At 65.9% G+C, this 18,125-nt stretch carries 20 protein-coding genes; 13 read left to right on the forward strand and 7 right to left on the reverse strand.

What is annotated here, in order from left to right; translation table 11 throughout:
• The first annotated feature begins 130 nt into the window (after positions 1-130).
• Complete coding sequence (locus tag RMO95_RS06200; protein WP_310449725.1) at positions 131-2,485, forward strand: PAS domain S-box protein; 2,355 nt, start codon at positions 131-133, stop codon at positions 2,483-2,485.
• Here RMO95_RS06200 and RMO95_RS06205 read toward each other — a convergent pair.
• The 4 genes from RMO95_RS06205 to RMO95_RS06220 all read right to left on the reverse strand — a co-directional run bounded on the left by RMO95_RS06205 (position 2,458) and on the right by RMO95_RS06220 (position 4,777).
• Entirely contained in the window at positions 2,458-3,078 is a 621-nt protein-coding gene (locus RMO95_RS06205) for an alternative oxidase (RefSeq protein ID WP_310449726.1), read from the reverse strand. The two genes, RMO95_RS06200 and RMO95_RS06205, sit on opposite strands and share 28 nt — an antisense overlap.
• On the reverse strand, positions 3,075-3,233 hold the full coding sequence (locus RMO95_RS06210; protein ID WP_310449727.1) for a DUF3309 family protein: 159 nt from the start codon (positions 3,231-3,233) through the stop codon (positions 3,075-3,077). Before RMO95_RS06210 ends, RMO95_RS06205 begins: the two co-directional genes overlap by 4 nt.
• A gap of 24 nt (positions 3,234-3,257) precedes the next feature.
• Entirely contained in the window at positions 3,258-3,731 is a 474-nt protein-coding gene (locus RMO95_RS06215) for a CHRD domain-containing protein (protein ID WP_310449728.1), read from the reverse strand.
• 221 nt (positions 3,732-3,952) lie between these two features.
• On the reverse strand, positions 3,953-4,777 hold the full coding sequence (locus RMO95_RS06220; RefSeq protein WP_310449729.1) for an alpha/beta hydrolase: 825 nt from the start codon (positions 4,775-4,777) through the stop codon (positions 3,953-3,955).
• Positions 4,778-4,961: 184 nt separating this feature from the next.
• Between RMO95_RS06220 and RMO95_RS06225 the strand changes: the two genes are divergently transcribed.
• Genes RMO95_RS06225 through RMO95_RS06240 form a run of 4 tightly spaced genes read left to right on the forward strand, consistent with a single transcriptional unit; the run spans position 4,962 to position 6,587 of the window.
• Positions 4,962-5,288, forward strand: coding sequence for a hypothetical protein (locus RMO95_RS06225; protein ID WP_310449730.1), 327 nt, complete (start codon positions 4,962-4,964; stop codon positions 5,286-5,288).
• Between the two features lie 33 nt (positions 5,289-5,321).
• Entirely contained in the window at positions 5,322-5,477 is a 156-nt protein-coding gene (locus RMO95_RS06230; RefSeq protein ID WP_310449731.1) for an SRPBCC family protein, read from the forward strand.
• Positions 5,446-5,889, forward strand: a complete 444-nt coding sequence (locus RMO95_RS06235; protein WP_310449732.1) for a hypothetical protein — start codon at positions 5,446-5,448, stop codon at positions 5,887-5,889. The genes RMO95_RS06230 and RMO95_RS06235 overlap by 32 nt, the downstream gene beginning before the upstream one ends.
• On the forward strand, positions 5,886-6,587 hold the full coding sequence (locus tag RMO95_RS06240) for a VIT family protein (RefSeq protein ID WP_310449733.1): 702 nt from the start codon (positions 5,886-5,888) through the stop codon (positions 6,585-6,587). The genes RMO95_RS06235 and RMO95_RS06240 overlap by 4 nt, the downstream gene beginning before the upstream one ends.
• 19 nt (positions 6,588-6,606) lie before the next feature.
• On the opposite strand, the gene RMO95_RS06245 is transcribed toward RMO95_RS06240, so the two are convergent.
• Together RMO95_RS06245 and RMO95_RS06250 are read right to left on the reverse strand one after the other, a co-directional pair.
• Complete coding sequence (locus tag RMO95_RS06245; RefSeq protein ID WP_310449734.1) at positions 6,607-6,837, reverse strand: hypothetical protein; 231 nt, start codon at positions 6,835-6,837, stop codon at positions 6,607-6,609.
• 2 nt (positions 6,838-6,839) lie between these two features.
• Positions 6,840-7,259: a helix-turn-helix domain-containing protein gene (locus RMO95_RS06250; protein ID WP_310449735.1), complete on the reverse strand. Its 420-nt coding sequence runs from the start codon at positions 7,257-7,259 to the stop codon at positions 6,840-6,842.
• Between the two features lie 112 nt (positions 7,260-7,371).
• Between RMO95_RS06250 and RMO95_RS06255 the strand changes: the two genes are divergently transcribed.
• From RMO95_RS06255 to RMO95_RS06290, 8 genes are all read left to right on the forward strand, one after another.
• Positions 7,372-7,698 carry a TusE/DsrC/DsvC family sulfur relay protein gene (locus tag RMO95_RS06255; RefSeq protein ID WP_310449736.1) on the forward strand — a complete coding sequence of 109 codons (327 nt, stop codon included), beginning with the start codon at positions 7,372-7,374 and terminating at the stop codon, positions 7,696-7,698.
• A gap of 259 nt (positions 7,699-7,957) precedes the next feature.
• Entirely contained in the window at positions 7,958-8,533 is a 576-nt protein-coding gene (locus RMO95_RS06260; protein WP_310449737.1) for an ANTAR domain-containing response regulator, read from the forward strand.
• 482 nt (positions 8,534-9,015) lie between these two features.
• Entirely contained in the window at positions 9,016-10,329 is a 1,314-nt protein-coding gene (locus tag RMO95_RS06265; RefSeq protein WP_310449738.1) for an ABC transporter substrate-binding protein, read from the forward strand.
• A 31-nt stretch (positions 10,330-10,360) separates the two neighbouring features.
• A complete protein-coding gene (gene ntrB, locus RMO95_RS06270) occupies positions 10,361-11,263 on the forward strand; it encodes a nitrate ABC transporter permease (RefSeq protein WP_310449739.1) in 903 nt (300 codons plus the stop codon).
• Between the two features lie 2 nt (positions 11,264-11,265).
• The gene (locus tag RMO95_RS06275; protein ID WP_310449740.1) at positions 11,266-12,054 is read left to right on the forward strand and encodes an ABC transporter ATP-binding protein; all 789 of its coding nucleotides are present in this window, start codon (positions 11,266-11,268) and stop codon (positions 12,052-12,054) included.
• 11 nt (positions 12,055-12,065) lie between these two features.
• The gene (gene nirB / locus RMO95_RS06280; RefSeq protein WP_310449741.1) at positions 12,066-14,555 is read left to right on the forward strand and encodes a nitrite reductase large subunit NirB; all 2,490 of its coding nucleotides are present in this window, start codon (positions 12,066-12,068) and stop codon (positions 14,553-14,555) included.
• On the forward strand, positions 14,539-14,847 hold the full coding sequence (gene nirD / locus RMO95_RS06285; RefSeq protein ID WP_310449742.1) for a nitrite reductase small subunit NirD: 309 nt from the start codon (positions 14,539-14,541) through the stop codon (positions 14,845-14,847). Before nirB ends, nirD begins: the two co-directional genes overlap by 17 nt.
• Complete coding sequence (locus RMO95_RS06290; protein WP_310449743.1) at positions 14,847-17,603, forward strand: molybdopterin-dependent oxidoreductase; 2,757 nt, start codon at positions 14,847-14,849, stop codon at positions 17,601-17,603. Before nirD ends, RMO95_RS06290 begins: the two co-directional genes overlap by 1 nt.
• 112 nt (positions 17,604-17,715) lie before the next feature.
• Here RMO95_RS06290 and RMO95_RS06295 read toward each other — a convergent pair whose 3' ends face one another.
• Positions 17,716-17,985: a hypothetical protein gene (locus tag RMO95_RS06295; RefSeq protein WP_310449744.1), complete on the reverse strand. Its 270-nt coding sequence runs from the start codon at positions 17,983-17,985 to the stop codon at positions 17,716-17,718.
• Positions 17,986-18,125: the final 140 nt, after the last annotated feature.

Genomic DNA, 18,125 nt, shown 5'->3' on the forward strand with positions numbered 1-18,125 from the left:
GGCATTCACTATCCGGATTCTCCTCTGGAGTGGCGCCGCTTCTCCTCGGGGAACTATTTGACGGGAATCGGCAATGCCTAAGTCACGAACGGCTCCCAATTTGGTCCATGATGCAACCCAGACCGGCGGAATGACCGAATTGCGGCACCAGGAATCCCTGCTCAAAACCGGGGCCCTGCAGAATGCGATTCTCAACAGCGCCAACTTCTCCAGCATCGCCACCGACGAGAAGGGCGTGATCCAGATTTTCAACGTCGGCGCCGAGCGCATGCTGGGCTATGCCGCCACCGACGTGATGAACAAGATCACCCCGGCCGACATTTCGGACCCGCTGGAGGTCATCGCCCGCGCCAAGGCCTTGAGCAAGGAACTCAAGACGCCGATCGCGCCGGGCTTCGAGGCCTTGGTGTTCAAGGCCTCGCGCGGCATCGAGGATATTTACGAGCTGACCTACATCCGCAAGGACGGCAGTCGCTTTCCGGCCGTGGTCTCGGTCACCGCGCTGCGCGATGCGCAAAATTCGATCATCGGCTACCTGCTGATCGGCACCGACAAAACCGCGCGCAAGGAGGCCGAAGAAGCCCTACTCAAGGCGGGTGCGCTGCAAAGCGCGATTTTCAACAGCGCCAATTTTTCCAGCATCGCCACCGACGCCAGGGGCGTTATCCAGATTTTCAACGTCGGTGCCGAGCGCATGCTGGGTTATGCCGCCGCCGACGTGATGAACAAGATCACCCCGGCCGACATTTCCGATCCGCAGGAAGTAATCGCGCGCGCCGAAGCGCTCAGCACCGAACTCGGAACCCCGATTGCGCCGGGCTTCGAGGCATTGGTGTTCAAGGCCTCACGCGGCATCGAGGACATCTACGAGCTGACCTACATCCGCAAGGATGGCAGCCGCTTCCCGGCGGTGGTCTCGGTCACCGCGCTGCGCGACGCGGACAACGCCATCATCGGCTACCTGCTGATCGGCACCGACAACACCGCGCGCAAGCAGGCCGAGGAGGCATTGCTCAAGGCCGGCGCGCTGCAAAGCGCGATTTTCAACAGCGCCAATTTTTCCAGCATCGCCACCGACGCCAGGGGCGTGATCCAGATTTTCAACGTCGGCGCCGAGCGCATGCTGGGTTATGCCGCCGCCGAGGTGATGAACAAGATCACGCCGGCCGACATCTCCGATCCGCAGGAAGTCATCGCGCGTGCCGAAGCCTTGAGCCTGGAACTCGAAACCACCATCACGCCCGGCTTCGAGGCCCTGGTGTTCAAAGCCTCGCGCGGCATCGAGGACATCTACGAGCTAACCTACATCCGCAAGGACGGCAGCCGCTTTCCCGCCATCGTTTCGGTCACCGCGCTGCACGACGCGCAGAACGCCATCATCGGCTATCTGCTGATCGGTACCGACAACACGGCGCGCAAGCAGGTCGAGGACGAGCAGAAGAAGCTGGACCAGCGCCTGCGCGACCAGCAGTTCTACACGCGCTCGCTGATCGAATCCAACATCGACGCGATCATGACCACCGATCCCGCCGGCATCATCACCGACGTCAACAAGCAGATGGAAGCGCTCACCGGCTGGACCCGAGACGAGCTGATCGGCGCGCCGTTCAAGAACCACTTCACCAACATGGAGCGGGCCGAGGCCAGCATCAAGCTAGCGCTGGTCAAGAAGCGGGTCACCAATTACGAACTCACCGTGCGCGCCAGTCACGGCAAGGAAACCGTGGTGTCCTTCAATGCCACCACCTACTACGATCGGAGCCGGCGCTTGCAGGGCGTGTTTGTCGCGGCGCGCGATATCACCGAGCGCAAGGAGGCCGAGGCGCAAATTCTCAATCTGGCCTTGCATGATTCATTGACCGGGCTGCCCAATCGGCGCCTGTTGAACGAGCGCCTGAGCCACACCATGGCCGCCGGCAAGCGCAGCGGCCGCTACAGCGCGCTGATGTTCCTCGATCTGGACAACTTCAAGACCCTCAATGACACGCAAGGGCACTACGTCGGCGACCTGCTGCTGATCGAAGCGGCGCGCCGCATCGGCAGTTGTGTGCGCGAAGTGGATGTCGTCGCGCGCTTCGGCGGCGACGAGTTTGTGGTGATCCTCAATGAGCTGGAGGTGGACAAGGCCAAGTCGGTCGCCGAGGCGCGCGTCGTCGCCGAGAAGCTTCGCGCGGCGCTGGACAAGCCCTATTTGCTCACGTTCAGGCAGGAGGGCAAGGCGGAAGCAAGGGTCGAGCACCATTGCACGATCAGTATCGGTGTCGTCGTATTCCTCGACCATGAGGGAAGTCAGGACGACATCCTGAAATGGGCCGATGCGGCGATGTACCAGGCCAAGGAAGCCGGGCGGAACCTGATTCGGTTCTTCGATGCGACGCTCCGACCGGCAAGAGTTGGCGCTGACGGCACGGCAAGCCCGGACGCGACCCTGGGTGCGACCCCGGACGCGATGCCGAATCAGCCCAGCACGCGGGCAAATTCGTGATTGACGTCGCGGTGATGCGCCTCGTCGGCGCGCACCGCGATGATGACTTCGCGCAGGCGCGCATCGGGCGCCAGCTTCCAGTAGTCGATGGCGATGTCGGGCGCGGCAACGTTGCGATAGCTGCCGTCGTCCACCCCGGCCAGGTACTCGGTGTAGCTGTACACCGCCTCCTCTTCGAGATAGCCGACGAAGCGGTGCGCGGTCCTTGCCGACACCAGGTAGAGCAGGAAGAACAGGTTGTAGAAAATTCCCTGCGCCACCAGGATCAGCAGACGCTCGAACTGCGTCGGCCGCGCGACCTGGATGAAGGTCATCAGGTGCATGCGCTCGTTCTCGGCTTCGTCGAGCAGGCTGCGGATCCAGCCCTGATCGCTTTCCATGCGGCGCAGCGCGCGCAGGTGCTGCAGCGAGCCGGCGACCATGCCCGGCACCGCGGCAACAGTCTCCAGCACCACGGCGCGATGGCCATAGCGTCGGGCGAAGAAGGCATCGGCAAAAAAGCGCAACAGCTTGACCAGGCCCAGGGCCAGGCGGTCGCCGAGCTGCTGCGGCGCGTAATGCGGTTCGAGCCCGGGTGATGCGCCCGTCGTCATAGTCGGCCCATCAACAACAGCACGATGATGATGACCAGCACCAGACCCAGTCCGCCGCTGGGCGCATAGCCCCAGCTTCTGCTGTGCGGCCAGGTCGGTATGGCGCCCAGCAGCATCAGGATCAGGACAATCAAAAGAATCATTCCAAGGCTCATGGTGTTCTCCTCAAGGTGTTGCGTTCAATTGGCCGGACGCACCGGCGTATCGGCGATTTCCATGTGCAGCAACTGTCCGCGAATCTCGCCGTTCGGGTGTCGCGCGCTATGCACATTGACGTACAGCTCACCCGCCTTGAAGCTCGCGTACTGGGCATCGGTCAGCCTGGCATCGGCCGGGACGGCAAAGCTGTCGCCGGCAGTCCGGGTCAGGGTGATGATCGGCGGTCCGTTCTGGCCCGAGGCGGCCGCATGAATGTGCGCTGCGGTCGGCACCAGCCCGGCGGTCCTGATGCTGCCGCTTACGGTCTGGTCAGGCAGCACCGTGATTTGCCCGGTGCCGGTCGCCGCGGTCTTCACCGCAGGGATCTCGGCAACACCCTTGAGCATGATCGCCATCGGCTGCTGCGCGTAGAGATTGATCGAGGCCAGCAACAGCAGGGCCAGCGGGACACCGCGGCCGACGATGCGGCCGGATAACTTCAATGCATTAGTCATGGCAACTCCTGAACTGGCCAAACGGCAGGGGCAGTCGCCGCAGCGGCAAGACCTTGCACCCGAGCCTCCACGATGCGCCGCGCGCCGGCTCGATTCCGTTCGCTATCGCACACAGAGACCGCCTACCATCCGCATCTGAATCCTCATCTCGATCGTCGCCCGGCGCGGCGACGATCGCGCCGAGGGGACGGCGGAGGCGGCGGAGGCGGGCCATGCTGCTCTCAGCCCTTGAGGAATTCCAGCAAGTCGGCGTTGAGCTGGTCCTTGTGCGTGTCGGCCAGGCCGTGCGGTGCGCCGGGGTAAATGGTCAGCGTCGAGTTGGCGACCAGTTTTGCTGCGCGCAGCGCCGACGCGGCGATGGGCGCGATCTGGTCGTCGTCGCCGTGAATGATCAGCGTCGGGATGTCGAACTTCTTCAGGTCCTCGGTGAAATCCGTCTCCGAGAAGGCCTTGATGCAGTCCAGGGTTCCCTTGTGGCCGGCCATGATGCCCTGGTGCCAGAATGTGTCGATCATGCCCTGCGAGACTTTGACTCCCGGCCGGTTGCCGTTGAAAAACGGACCGCTGGCGAGGTCCCGGTAGAACTGCGAACGATCGGCCAGCGACGCGGCACGGATCTCGTCGAACTTCTCCAGCGGCAGGCCGTCCGGATTGGCCGCGGTTTTCAGCATCAGCGGCACCACGGCGGCGATCAGGGCGACCCTGGCCACCCGCGCAGTGCCGTGGCGGCCGATGTAGCGCGCCACCTCGCCGCCGCCGGCGGAAAAGCCGACCAGCACGACATCCTTGAGGTCGAGGCTCTCGATCAGTTGCGCCAGGTCGTCGGCGTAGGTATCCATGTCGTTGCCCTGCCAGGTCTGGGTCGAGCGGCCGTGGCCGCGCCGGTCATGGGCAATGCAGCGATAGCCATGGCCGGCGAGGAACAGCATCTGGGATTCCCAGCTGTCGGCGCTCAGCGGCCAGCCGTGGCTGAACACTATGGCGGGTCCCGTGCCCCAGTCCTTGTAGAAAATATGGGCGCCATCCTGCGTCGTGATCGTGCTCATTGCCGGCCTCGTTTCTGTGGGGGATAGCGATTGTCGTCGTCAGCTTGCGCCGGTCGCCGCATCGCATCGGTGCGCCAACCCACACAGGATGACCTTGCTTGTGTGCGTTGGCGCACAGCGGCAGGCGCCGGTGGTGGGCATGCTTCGAGCGATTGAAGCGAGCAGCGAACAAAGGAGAATCACCATGAATGCAGACATCCCATCCCGCCGCCTGGTGTTGCGCGGCGCATTGGCTGTTGGTTGCGGGCTGTGCCTGCCGCTGCTGCTGTCCGGCTGCGATTCGAAGCCGGGCGCCAGCTCGCCGCCGTCCGGTGCCGCACCGCCCAATGCTGCCGCACCGCCCGCCCAGATGAAAGCGAAACAGACAGGGGTGCAGTACCAGTTGACGCCCAAGGGCGAGCAGAAGTGCGGCAATTGCCGGCACTTTGTCGCCGCGTCGAACACCTGCGCGCTGGTCGAAGGCCAGATCAGCCCCGAGGCGTGGTGCATCATCTGGGCCAAGCTGGCTTGAACCGTGGCCTGAGTCGGCGGCGGTAAGGGCGTCATGGCCGAATATCACTTGCTGACCGTCTGGCGCATCGAGGCGCCGCTGGACGAGGTGTACGCGGCGATCGAGGATTCGCTGCGCTGGCCCGACTGGTGGCCCAGCGTGCGCAAGGTCGAACAGCTTGCCGCCGGCAAATGCCAATGGCATCGATAGCGTGCGCCGCTATGTCTGGCAGGGCAGATTGCCCTACCGGGTGCGATTCGACGTGCGCGCCACGCGCATCGAACACAACGTCGCCATCGAAGGCGTCGCCACGGGCGACCTGGACGGCAGCGGGCATTGGCGTTTTTCCTCCCGGGGCAAGCTCACCGTCGTGCACTACGAATGGCATGTGCACAGCAAGCGCTGGTGGATGAATCTGGTGGCACCGGTGGCGCGCGCGATATTCATCCGCAACCATGCGCAGATCATGGTGCAGGGCGGCAAGGCGCTGGCCAAACGGCTCAAGGCGCCGCTGGTGGGTCAGGAAAACACCGACCTGATGGCGCCCGCCGTCAAGGCGCGGGCAGGGCGGGTCGCTACGCCGGCCCCTGCGCCGGCGAGGTCCGGGGCGGAGCGTCCGTGAGCTCGTGGCGTCGCCATGCCGAGCGCCATCGAACTGATCGCATCGGTTGGCTGCGCGCCGCCGTGCTGGGCGCCAACGACGGCATCGTCTCCACCGCCAGCCTGATCGTCGGCGTCGCCGCCGCCGGTGCCGGCCACGCCGGCATTCTGCTCAGCGGCGTCGCCGCGCTGGTGGCCGGGGCCATGTCGATGGCCGCCGGCGAATACGTATCGGTGCATTCCCAGGCGGATACGGAGCAGGCCGATCTGGCGCGCGAGCGCGCCGAACTGGACAAGGACCCCGTCGCGGAACGGCGCGAACTGGCAGCCATTTATGTCGGCCGCGGCCTGGAGTCCGGCCTGGCGCAACAGGTGGCGGAGCAACTGATGGCGCACGATGCCCTGGGTGCCCATGCGCGCGACGAGCTGGGCATCTCCGAACTCCTCAGCGCACGGCCGATCCAGGCCGCCCTGTCCTCAGCCGCCAGCTTCGCGGTAGGCGCGCTGCTGCCGCTGGCGGTGACGGCGCTGGCGCCCGAGGCGCTGCTGATTCCACTGGTGGCGGGAAGCTCGCTTGCCTTCCTGGCATTGCTCGGTGCCGTCGCCGCCCGGGTGGGCGGCGCCAGTGCGCTGCCCGGCGCATGGCGGGTGACGTTCTGGGGTGCCCTGGCGATGGCGATCACTGCCGCTGTCGGCATGCTGTTCGGCACGACCGGCTGACACCGGGCTGCCGCACGGTTCAAGCCGCTGCAGTACCCCGGTCGCGTTGTTGCTGCAAGGCGGCGGCCGCTATGGCCGGGTCCTGCAGGATTGCCTTGAGGTCGACCATCCGCATCGCATCGACGGCGCATTCCCAGGCGCCCTCCTGGCACAGGCCGGCGATCTGCGCCCGTTCATAGCCTTCGAGTGCCGCCTGGATGCAGGCGGCGCGCACCGCGGCGGCAAGTTGTCGCGGGTCCTGCGTGACCATGCTCATTCCTCCTGCAGATCGTGCAACTCGGGCAGCAGGAAACTGCCTTCGGGATTCAGGTGTTCGGCACGGTGCAGGGACGCCATCTTGCCCACCATGCGCTCGCCGCCGGCCGTGAGATGGATTTCGACCTCGCGCCGGTCGGTCTGGCCCTGCCTGCGCTCGACCCAGCCGAGTTTCTCGCAGCGCGAGATCAGCGCGACGACGCCGTGATGCTGGGCCTGCAAACGATTCGCCAGTTCGCCCACGGTCGCCCAGTTGCGCCCGGGGAAACCCTTGACGTGCAGCAGCAGCAGGTACTGCAGCGGCGTGATGCCGTTCTTGCGCGTCACCTGTTCGGAAAAGCGCAGGAAGCGCCGCAGGCGATAGCGAAACTCCGAGAGGGTTTCGAATTCTTTTTTGCTAAGGCTCTTTCCGGACATGGGCTGGTTCATCCCCAATGCGCAACACTGCAAACATATCATATTGTGCTTCTATCACGACGTGATGTATTATTCGAATCACTGTCTGTTCTGATGACCATGGAGGAGCGCGATGGAGGCCACAATGGAATTGCCGGCGACCGACGATGAAGGCTATCTGGTCGATCCGGGCACATGGAGCGAAGAGCTCGCGGTGGAACTGGCGCAGCGCGAGAACATCGAGCTGAGCGATGCCCACTGGGACGCGATCCGCTTCATGCGCGAGTTTTATCAGGAGCACCAAGTGATCCCCGACGTGCGCTTCGTCGCCCGGCATCTGGCGACACGCTTCGGCGCGGCTTCGCGCAACATGATTTTCGAGCTGTTCCCCTACGGCTACGTCAAGCAGGCCTGCAAGATATCCGGCATGAAGCGTCCGCGCGGCTGGAGCACCGGTTAAGCGGACGGGCGGACAAGGGCGGACAAGGGCGGACAAGGGCGGACTTGTAGGGCGGACTTCAGTCCGCCATTCCCCCCGGCCGACTGAAGTCGGCCCCACAGCGCCATCCGCCGCTGGCCGACTGAAGTCGGCCCTACACCGCCCTACAACGCCATCCACCGCTGGCCGGTTGAAACCGGCCCTGCAACGTCATCCATCCCGGCCGGTTGAACCTGCCACGATGCGCAGCGGCACGCCTTTTGCGTGCATGATTACTCCCATGCTGCGCATCCTCATCATCGACGAATCCCGTGCCCGCGCCGGCGAGCTTTGCGCCGGCCTGGCCATGGCCGGCCATCAGGTGGCGGCCGTGCTGCCTTCGGCGCTCGACCTGACGGCCCAGATCGAGACCATCCGGCCCGACGTGATCCTGATCGAGACCGACTCGCCTTCGCGCGACACGCTGGAGAATCTCGCGGTGATGAACCGCGAGATGCCGCGCCCGGTGATCATCCTGACCCAGGAGGGCAATGCCGAGGTGATGCGCGCCGCGTTCAAGGCCGGCGTCTCCGCCTATGTCGTCGATAACCTCGACCTGGCGCGGCTCAAGCCCATCGTCGATGTGGCCATTGCGCGTTTCGAGGAGCACCAGAAACTCAAGCAGGAACTCGCGACGGTGACGCACAAGCTCTCCGAGCGCAAGCTGGTCGAGCGCGCCAAGGGCATCCTGATGAAGACCCGCGGCCTCGACGAGGACCAGGCCTACGCCGCCTTGCGCAAGCTGGCCATGGAAAGGGCGCAGCCGATCGGCAAGATCGCCGGCGACCTGATCGAGATGGCCAAGCTGCTGCTGTAGGGCGGGCCGTAGGGCGGACTTGTAGGGCGGACTTCAGTCCGCCATCGTAAACCGGCCGGCTGAAGCCGGCCCTACAGCGCCATCCACCCTTGGCCGGCTGAAGCCGGCCCTACAGGACCTCCAGAACTCTATCCGACAGCGAGTTCGCGCCCCGTTCCGGTGCGTCGTGCGCCATTGGCGCGCTATTGCGGTGCAGCAACATTCGCCTCTCGATGTGCATTGCCGTATCGCCAGCGCCAACTCTTCGGGCTGAGGTGCTGTCGCGACAAGGGTTTCCGGGAGCTTCGCGAAAGCTGGCACAGCGGTTGCTAAATAGAGCCTGAGTGCCGAATCAAAGGCGGTTCGGTGCAAATGACAACGGTGTCTGTTGCGTCACTGGGGATCTGTTCCCGGAGATGCGCAACGGGCGCCGTTTTTTTATGTCTCCGGCGAAAGCTGGAGACGGTATCCCCGGGTGGGATATCAATACAGCGGAGATCGAGATGAGCCATGACGACTTGCACACAACCGACCTTGCGACCAGCGTCGCCACCCAGACTGTCGAGCTTGCGGCACCCACCGCTACGGGACCTTCGCGGCGCGACTTCCTCCAGCTCGCCGGCGGAGCCGCGCTCATGAGCCTGGTGCCGCCCGGAGTCCGGTCCGGCGCCTGGGCCGCCGGTTCCGATGCGCCGGAGAAGAAGGAAGTGCGCATCGGCTTCATCCCGCTGACCGACTGCTCCTCGGTGGTCATGGCCGCCGTGAACAAGTTCGACGAGAAGTACGGCATCAAGATCATCCCGACCAAGGAAGCCTCCTGGGCATCCGTGCGCGACAAGCTGGTGAATGGCGAACTCGATGCCGCGCATGTGCTCTACGGCCTGGTGTATGGCGTGCAACTGGGCATCGGCGGGCCGAAGAAGGACATGAACGTGCTGATGACCCTGAACCAGAACGGCCAGGCCATCACGCTGTCGAACCAGCTCAAGGCCAAGGGCGCCACCGACGGCGCTTCGCTGGCCAAGCTGGTGGCGAAGAAGGAACGCGACTACACCTTCGCCCACACCTTCCCCACCGGCACCCACGCCATGTGGCTCTACTACTGGCTGGCGGCGCATGGCATCAACCCGTTCAAGGACGTCAAGACCATCACCGTGCCGCCGCCGCAGATGGTGGCCAACATGCGCGTCGGCAACATGGACGGCTACTGCGTCGGCGAGCCCTGGGGCAACCGCGCCATCGTCGACAACATCGGCTTCACCGCGGTGACGACGCAGGACATCTGGGTCGACCATCCGGAAAAAGTGCTCGGCACCACGGCCGAGTGGACCGCCAAGAACCCCAACACGGCGCGCGCCATGACGGCGGCCATCATCGATGCCGGCCGCTGGATCGATGCCTCGCTTGCCAACAAGCAGAAGACCGCCGACACCGTGGCCTCCAAGGCCTACGTCAATACCGATGCCGACGTGATCGTGGCGCGCATGCTCGGCCGCTACAACAATGGCCTTGGCAAAACCTGGGACGACAAGAACGCGATGAAGTTCTTCAGCGACGGCAACGCGACCTTCCCCTACCTGTCCGATGCCATGTGGTTCCTCACCCAGCACCGGCGTTGGGGCCTGCTCAAGGACGATCCCGACTACCTCGCCGTGGCGAAGAAGGTCAATCGCATCGACATCTACAAACAGGCCGCCACCGCCGCCGGCGTAAGCCTGCCGAAGAGCGACATGCGCAGCCACAAGCTGATCGACGGCGTGGTGTGGGACGGCAAGGACCCGAAGAAATACGCCGGCTCGTTCAAGGTGCATGCCTGATCGATCGTCGGGAATGGAAAAGGAGAACGACATGAGTGCCATAGCATTGAAACTGGTGGAAGCGCCGGTCAAAGTGGAGCCGGTGCCCGTCAAGGCCGCCGCAGTGCCGGCGCCGGCTCCCGAGCCGGCTTTGGTCGAGCCGGCGACGCGGCCCGGCGAACGCCTGCGCGAGGTACTGCGCGTCGTGATCCCACCCTTGTTCGGTGTCGCGCTGCTGATCGGCATCTGGGCGCTGGTGGCAATCAAGTCGGGCAACATTCCCGGCCCGGACAAGACCTGGGTCGCCGCCGTGAAACTGTTCGCCGATCCCTTCTACCAGAACGGACCGAACGACCAGGGCATAGGCTGGAACGTGCTCTCCTCGCTGCAGCGGGTCGGCATCGGCTTCGGCTTCGCCGCCCTGGTCGGCATTCCGATGGGCTTTCTGCTCGGTCGCTTCGCCTTCATGAACCGCATGTTCGAGCCCATCATCAGCCTGCTGCGTCCGGTCTCGCCGCTGGCCTGGCTGCCGATCGGCCTGCTGGTGTTCCAGAAGGCCGACCCGGCGGCGACCTGGACCATTTTCATCTGCTCGATCTGGCCCATGATCCTCAACACCGCGCAGGGCGTGCAGCGCGTGCCGCAGGACTACCTCAACGTCGCGCGCGTGCTCGGCCTGTCGGAAGCCAAGGTGATCACCAAGATCCTGTTTCCCGCGGTGCTGCCCTACATGCTGACCGGCATCCGGCTGTCGATCGGCACCGCCTGGCTGGTCATCGTCGCCGCGGAAATGCTCACCGGCGGCGTCGGCATCGGCTTCTGGGTCTGGGACGAATGGAACAACCTCAAGGTCGAGCACATCGTCATCGCCATCTTCGTCATCGGCATCGTCGGCCTGGTGCTGGAAACCCTGCTGTTGATGATCGCCAAACGCTTCACCTACGAAAGTCGCTAATCATGAAGCCCATCGTCAAGATCGAAAACGTCGGCCAGACCTTCAGCACCAAGAGCGGCAAATTCACCGCGCTGCGCGACATCGATCTCGATGTCAGCGAGGGCGAAGTCGTGACGCTGATCGGCCATTCGGGTTGCGGCAAGAGCACCCTGCTCAACCTGATTGCGGGACTCACGCTGCCGACTTCCGGCGTGCTGCTCTGCGACGGCCGCGAAATCGCCGGGCCGGGGCCGGAGCGCGCCGTGGTGTTCCAGAACCACAGCCTCTTGCCCTGGATGACCTGCTTCGAGAACGTCATGCTCGGCGTCGAGCGCGTCTTCGGCCGCAAGGAAGGCGTGCCCAAGCTCAAGGCCCGCGTCGCCGCGGCGCTCGACATGGTGCATATGGACCATGCCATGCACAAGTACCCGCACGAGATTTCCGGCGGCATGAAACAGCGCATCGGCATCGCCCGCGCCTTCGCCATGGAACCCCGGCTGCTGCTGATGGACGAGCCCTTCGGCGCCCTGGACGCCCTGACCCGCGCCGCGCTGCAGGACGAGTTGAACGGCGTGATGGCCAAGACCGGCGCCACCGTGGTGATGGTGACCCACGACGTCGACGAGGCCGTGCTGCTGTCGGACCGCATCGTGATGATGACCAACGGCCCGGCCGCGACCATCGGCGAGATCGTCGAAGTCAAGCTCGAACGCCCGCGCGACCGGCTGGAACTGGCGCACGACACGCGCTTTGCCGACTACCGCGCCGCGGTGTTCGAGTTCCTCTACCGCAAGCAGTTGAAGGCAGCCTGAGGGCCACGATCATGGACAAACAGAAACTCGTCGTCGTCGGCAACGGCATGGCCGGCATCCGTGCCGTGGAGGAGCTGTTGAAGCTCGCCCCGGATCTCTACGACATCACCGTGTTCGGCGCCGAGCCGCACGGCAATTACAACCGCATCCTGCTTTCGCCGGTGCTGGCCGGCGAGATGACGCTGGCCGACATCGTGCTGAACGACCTCGACTGGTACAAGAACAACGGCATCACGCTGCACGCCGGGAAGAAGGTGACGAAGATCGACCGCGTCAAGCGCCTGGTCATTGCGGATGATCTGGCGGTGCCCTACGACCGCCTGCTGCTGGCCACCGGCTCGACGCCCTTCATCCTGCCGGTGCCGGGCAAGGATCTGCCCGGCGTGATCGCCTACCGCGACATCGCCGACACCGAGGCGATGATCGCCGCCGCGACGAACCACAGGCACGCCGTGGTGATCGGCGCCGGCCTGCTCGGCCTGGAGGCCGCCAACGGCCTGCGCCTGCGCGGCATGGACGTCACCGTGGTGCATCTGCTGGACTGGATCATGGAGCGCCAGCTGGACCAGGCCGGCGCCGACATGCTGCAGGCCTCGCTGGAAGCCAAGGGCCTCAAATTCCTGCTCGGCAAGCAGACCGAAATGCTGACGGCCGCGCCCGATGGAAGAAATGCAGGCCGCGTCGGCGCGGTGCGCTTCAAGGACGGCGCGGAGATTCCGGCCGATCTCGTGGTGATGGCCGCCGGCATCCGTCCCAACACGGCCCTGGCCGAAAGCGCGGGCCTTTATTGCAACCGCGGCATCGTGGTCACCGACACGCTGCAAACCTACGACCCGAAAATCTACGCGGTGGGCGAATGCGCGGCGCATCGCGGCACGGCCTACGGCCTGGTCGCGCCGCTGTTCGAGCAGGCCAAGGTCTGCGCCAACCATCTGGCGCAGCACGGCATCGGCCGCTACCAGGGATCGGTCACCTCGACCAAGCTCAAGGTCACCGGCATCGACGTGTTTTCCGCCGGCAACTTCACGGGCGGCGACGGCACCGAGGACATCGTGCTGCATGACAAGAACGGCGGCATCTACAAGCGTCTGGTGATCGAGAAGGACAAGCTGATCGGCGCCGTGCTCTACGGCGACACCGCCGACGGCGGCTGGTATTTCCAACTGCTCAAGGAAGGCCGCGACATCGGCGCGATCCGCGACCACCTGATGTTCGGCGACGCCTTCGCCAACAACCACGTCGGCGACGTCGGCCATGCCGGCGCCTCGCAGGCGGCGGCGATGGCGGATACGGCCGAAGTCTGCGGCTGCAACGGCGTATGCAAAGGAACTATCGTCAAGGCTATCCGCGAGCACGGCTTGTTCACCCTGGAGGACGTCAGGAAGCACACCAAGGCGTCGAGCTCCTGCGGCTCCTGCACCGGCCTGGTCGAGCAGATTCTCGCGTCCACCGTCGGCGGCGCCTACCAGGCCGCCGACCGCAGCACCAAGCCGGTCTGCGGCTGCACCGACTTCAACCACAACGAGGTGCGCCACGCGGTGCGCTCGATGAAACTGCTGTCGATGGACGCCGCCTTCAAGGCGCTCGACTGGCGCACGCCGGATGGCTGCGCCACCTGCCGCCCGGCGCTCAACTACTACCTGATCTCGACCTGGCCGCACGAGGCGCAGGACGATCCGCAGTCGCGCTTCATCAACGAACGCGCGCACGCCAACATCCAGAAGGACGGCACCTACAGCGTGGTGCCGCGCATGTGGGGCGGCCTGACCACGCCCGACGAACTGCGCCGCATCGCCGACGTCGCCGAGAAATACAAGGTGCCGACGGTGAAAGTCACCGGCGGCCAGCGCATCGACCTGCTCGGCATCAAGAAGGAAGACCTGCCCGGCGTCTGGCAGGATCTCGGCATGCCTTCGGGTCATGCCTATGGCAAAAGCATCCGCACGGTGAAGACCTGCGTCGGCTCCGAGCACTGCCGCTTCGGCACGCAGAGGTCGATGAGCATGGGCGTCGAGCTGGAGAAGATGCTGTTCGGCATGTGGTCGCCGCACAAGGTCAAGCTCGCCGTCTCGGGCTGCCCACGCAACTGCGCCGAGGCCGGCATCAAGGACGTCGGCGTGATCGGCGTGGATTCCGGCTGGGAACTTTACGTCGCCGGCAACGGCGGCATCAAGACCGAGGTCGCCGAGTTCTTCTGCAAGGTAAGTACGCGCGAGGAAGTGCTCGAATATTCCGCGGCCTTCCTCCAGCTCTATCGCGAGGAAGCCTGGTACCTGGAGCGCACCGTGCATTGGGTGCAGCGCGTCGGGCTTGAAAGCATCAAGCAGCGCGTGGTCGCTGACGCCGAAAACCGCAAGGCTTTGCATCAGCGCCTGCTGTATGCCTTGCAGGGCACCATCGATCCCTGGCTGGAACGCACCCAGGGCGTCGCCCGCCACGAGTTCGCGCCGCTGCCGGCGCCGATCGATATCAATGGAGAACACCATGTCGAACTGGCATAAAGTCTGCCGCCTCGAAGAGATTCCGCCACGCGGCAGCCGCGTCGTGCCGCACGGGGCGGGCAGCATCGCGGTGTTCCGCGCCGCCGACGACCACGTTTTCGCGCTGCGCGATGTCTGCCCGCACAAAGGCGGCCCGCTGTCGCAGGGCATCGTCCATGGCCATCGCGTGACTTGCCCGATGCATGGCTGGAACGTCGAACTCGACAGCGGCGAGGCCTGCGCGCCGGATCACGGCTGCGCCCGTCGCTACGAGACGCGGGTGGAGGACGGCGAGGTTTTCCTCGCCCTCTGATGATGGGCGCGCCCGAACCCCTGCTGCGCGAGACGCGCTCCACCTGCTGCTACTGCGGCACGGGTTGCGGCGTGATCATCGAGACAGTTGGCGCTGGCGCTGCGGCGAAAATCGTCGGCGTGCGCGGCGATCCCGAGCACCCGGCCAACTTCGGCCGCCTGTGCAGCAAGGGCGCCAGCCTGCACCTGACCACCGGGCTCACCGGCCGTGCCCTGGTGCCCGAATACCGCGCCGCGCGTAACGAGGCGCGCCGTCCGGTGAGCTGGGACACGGCGCTCGACGCGGCGGCCGAGCGTTTCGCCGCGATCATCAATGAACACGGGCCGGACGCCGTGGCCTTCTACGTTTCCGGCCAGCTGCTGACCGAGGACTACTACGTCTTCAACAAGCTCGCGCGCGCCGTGGTCGGCACCAACAACATCGACTCGAATTCGCGCCTGTGCATGTCCTCGGCCGTGGCCGGCTACAAGGCCACGCTGGGCGCCGACGCGGTGCCCTGCAGTTACGAGGACATCGCCCTGGCCGACCTGTTCCTGCTGGCCGGCAGCAACGCGGCCTGGGCGCATCCGGTGCTGTTCCGCCGCATCGAGGACGCCAAGGCCGCCAACCCGGAACTCAAGATCGTCGTCGTCGACCCGCGCCGCACCGACACCGCGGCGATGGCCGACCTGCACCTGGCGATCACGCCGGGCAGCGACGCGATTCTCTACAGCGCGATGCTGCATGTGATGCTCTGGGAAGGCCTGGTCGACGAGGCCTTCATCGCCGCGCACACCGGCGGCTTCGCCGCCCTGCGCGCGCAGTTGCGCGAACTGACGCCCGCCGCGGCAGCCGCCAGTTGCGGGGTTTCCGCCGACGAAATCGTCACCGCGGCGCGCTGGTTCGGCGCCGCCCGTGCGCCGCTGTCGATGTGGTGCCAGGGCCTCAACCAGTCCAGCCACGGCACCGCCAACAATGCCGCGCTGATCCACCTGCATCTGGCCACCGGCAAGATCGGCCGGCCCGGCATGGGGCCGTTCTCGCTGACCGGCCAGCCCAATGCCATGGGCGGGCGCGAGGTCGGCGCGATGGCCAACCTGCTGCCCGGCCATCGCGCGCCGAGCGATGCCGCCGACCGCGCGGAACTCGCCGCGCTGTGGGGCGTGCCGGCGATTCCGGCGACGCCGGGCAAGACCGCGGTGGACATGTTCGACGCGCTGCGCGAAGGCCAGATCAAGGCGGTGTGGATCGCCTGCACCAACCCCGCGCATTCGCTGCCCGACCAGACCCGAGTGCGCGAGGCTTTGCAGAAGGCCGAATTCGTCGTGGTCCAGGACGCCTTTGCCGACATCGAAACCGCGGCCTACGCCGACCTGCTGCTGCCGGCCGCGAGCTGGGGCGAGAAGGAAGGCACGGTGACCAATTCCGAGCGCCGCATCTCGCGTGTGCGCGCGGCGGTGGCGCCGCCCGGCGAGGCCCGCGCCGACTGGAAAATCGCCGCCGATTTCGCGCGGCGGCTGGCCACAAGAGTTGGCGTTGGCGGCACGGCGAAGCAGTTCGCTTTTGCCGATACCGCCGAGGTATTCGCCGAACACGTCGCCACCACGCGCGGCCGCGACCTCGACATCGGCGGCTTGAGCCATGCGGTGCTGGAGCAGCGCGGCCCGCAGCAATGGCCATATCCCGCTGGCGCCACGAGCGGGCAGGCGCGCCTCTACGCCGATCACCGCTTCGCCACTGCCGACGGCCGCGCCTGCTTCGTGCCGCTGACCTTCAACCTGACCGCCGAAGCGCCCGATGCGCGCTTCCCGCTGCGCCTCACCACCGGCCGCCTGCGCGACCAGTGGCACGGCATGAGCCGCAGCGGCCGCACGGCGCGCCTGTGCGCCCACGAGCCGGCGCCGCGCCTCTTGCTGCACCCGGCCGATCTCGATCGGCGCGGCTTCAAGGAAGGCGACCTGGCGCGGGTGACCAGCCGGCGCGGCGAGATCGTCCTGCCCGTGTCGGCAAGCGATGAACTGAAGCCGGGCCAGGCCTTCGCCGCGATGCACTGGGGCGGGCGCTCGCTGTCCCACGCCGGCGTCAATCAACTGATGCTCGCGGCCACCGACCCGGTCTCGAAACAGCCCGAACTCAAGCACGCCGCGATCCGCGTCGAGCGCGCCGAATTGCCCTGGCGCCTGGTGCTGTTGCGCGCCGCCGAGACGGCCGCGCCGGAAGAAGAGCTGCTGGTCTGGCGCGCGCGCCTGGCGCATTTCCTGCCGCAATTCGACTACGCCGCGCTGACCCTGGCCGGGCGCGATCATCCGCTGCTGGCGCTGAGCATCGCCGGCGCCGAAGCCGTGGCCGACGACAGGCTCGCACTGCTGGTCGCCGCACTCGATCTGGGCGACAGCACCGTCTATCGCGACCCGCGCCGCGGCATCGTCAAGATGGCCCGCATCGATGCCGTCGGCGACCAGCTCACGGGCCTGCTGCTGGCCGGCGAAACCGCCGCCGCCGACTGGCTGCGCGAACTGATGCTAAGCGGCCGCCCGCTGGGCGACCTGCGCCGCTGGCTGTTCGCCCCGACAGCACAGCCGCCCGCCGGCCTGGCCCCGGCCGGGCGCACGGTATGCAACTGCTTCGGCGTCACCGATACCGAAATCAAGGCGCTGCTAGGGCAAGGCCTGGCTCTGGAGCAAGTTCAGGCGCAACTCAAATGCGGCAGTTCCTGCGGCTCCTGTCTGCCCGAGTTGCGGCGCATGGCGGCGCAGGCGATGGTGACGGTGGCATAGTTGTTGCAGCGGCTGCGCGTGGCGCGGGGAGCGTCGCGGCGGGCTGGCGTTATGGTCGGGTCGTCGGACGAAGCGCCCGGCATGGAATCTTCACCCGACGCAAGAACAGGGCTCAGCCCGGGCGCTTGTCCGGCTGTTCCGCCACCGCATCCTCTCGATCCAGGTTGGCCACCTCGTTGATTTCGGCGGTTTCACCTGGCCCGGATTTTTGCTCGTGGCATCCCGCTTCGGCGCCGGCGGCGTTCCTGACGCCGCATCTTCCGCTCCGGCAACTGCCGGGAGCGGCGATTTCCACGCCGTCTTGCCCCATGCTCTTCAAAAGGAAATAGATGGCACCGACAGAGGCAATCAGCAGGGCGATGGCTACAAGCGCAATCAGCATGGTTCTGGCTCGCGAATTCTCGAAGCGGCGACTATATCCTACGCAGTGCCATGGCTCGTCGGCAGGCTGTTGCCGGCCGCCAAGAGCCGTTCAGAAGGTGGGGCGCGAACTTCCGTTTGCCGGCCACTGTCGCCGTTGGC

Origin of the sequence: Sulfuritalea sp., assembly GCF_031426875.1 — a bacterium.
Classification (GTDB): Bacteria; Pseudomonadota; Gammaproteobacteria; order Burkholderiales; family Rhodocyclaceae; genus Sulfuritalea.